1 protein-coding gene is annotated in these 963 nt (G+C 42.9%); it reads left to right on the forward strand.

Going from position 1 to position 963, the window contains the following annotated elements; all coding sequences use genetic code 11:
- Window positions 1-821 (forward strand): type IV pilus secretin PilQ (gene pilQ, locus A3762_RS01585; RefSeq protein WP_156493120.1); only part of this gene is annotated, 821 nt, incomplete at its 5' end.
- Window positions 822-963 lie beyond the last annotated feature (142 nt).

Raw genomic sequence — 963 nt, forward strand, 5'->3', positions numbered from 1 at the left:
AAACTGCGGATAAATTGAATCAGATCCGTACTTTGGTTGATACCTGGGATATTCCAGTGCGCCAAGTGCTGATCGAAGCACGTATCGTTCGTGCACGTTCAAATATTACTGAAGAAATGGGTATTACTTGGGGTGGCGGTGGCCGTGACCAAGATGGCGATACTTTCTGGCGTTTCGGTGGTTCTCAAAATACTCTTGGCGAGTTAACAACTACCAATACTGTTACATTCCCAGACGCATTGGCGGTTGATCTAGGTGTGACACGTACGAATGCTTCATCTATCGCCATTGGTATTGGCAATGGCGATTACTTGCTTGATTTAGAATTGTCGGCATTCGAGGCCGATGGCAAAGGCGAAATCGTTGCTCAACCAAAAATTGTAACGGCGGATCGCCAAACGGCAACGATTAAGTCTGGTGAAGAGATTCCTTACCAAGAAGCAACTTCTTCTGGGGCTGCCTCTATTGCATTTAAAGAGGCTGTATTGTCTCTTGAAGTAACGCCGCAAATTACTCCTGACGATAAAATCATTATGGATCTGAAAGTAAATCAGGATGATCGTGGCCAAGAGACTGCTGGTGTGCCAAGTATCGCGACTAATGAACTAATTACTCAGGTACTTGTTGGCAATGGTGAAACTATTGTCCTAGGCGGTATCTTCCAGTCGGAGGAATCTACGACAGTAACTAAGACACCGTTCCTGGGTGATATTCCTTACCTAGGTAACCTGTTTAAAAAGACGCAAAACATTAATGAGCGTAGTGAGTTGCTAGTGTTTATCACTCCTAAATTGATCAAAGATGGTTTGATTGATCAATAATCGTGGCACACTGAAAAAGCCGAGCTTATTAGCTCGGCTTTTTTTTTGCCTGAATGTATCGTTCCTTGTTATCAAACGGTGTTAAACTCAAACTTTTTAAGCAGTTTTTTCAATGGCATACAGAACAAAGAAGCCTTTAGTT

The organism is Oleiphilus sp. HI0125, from assembly GCF_001635355.1.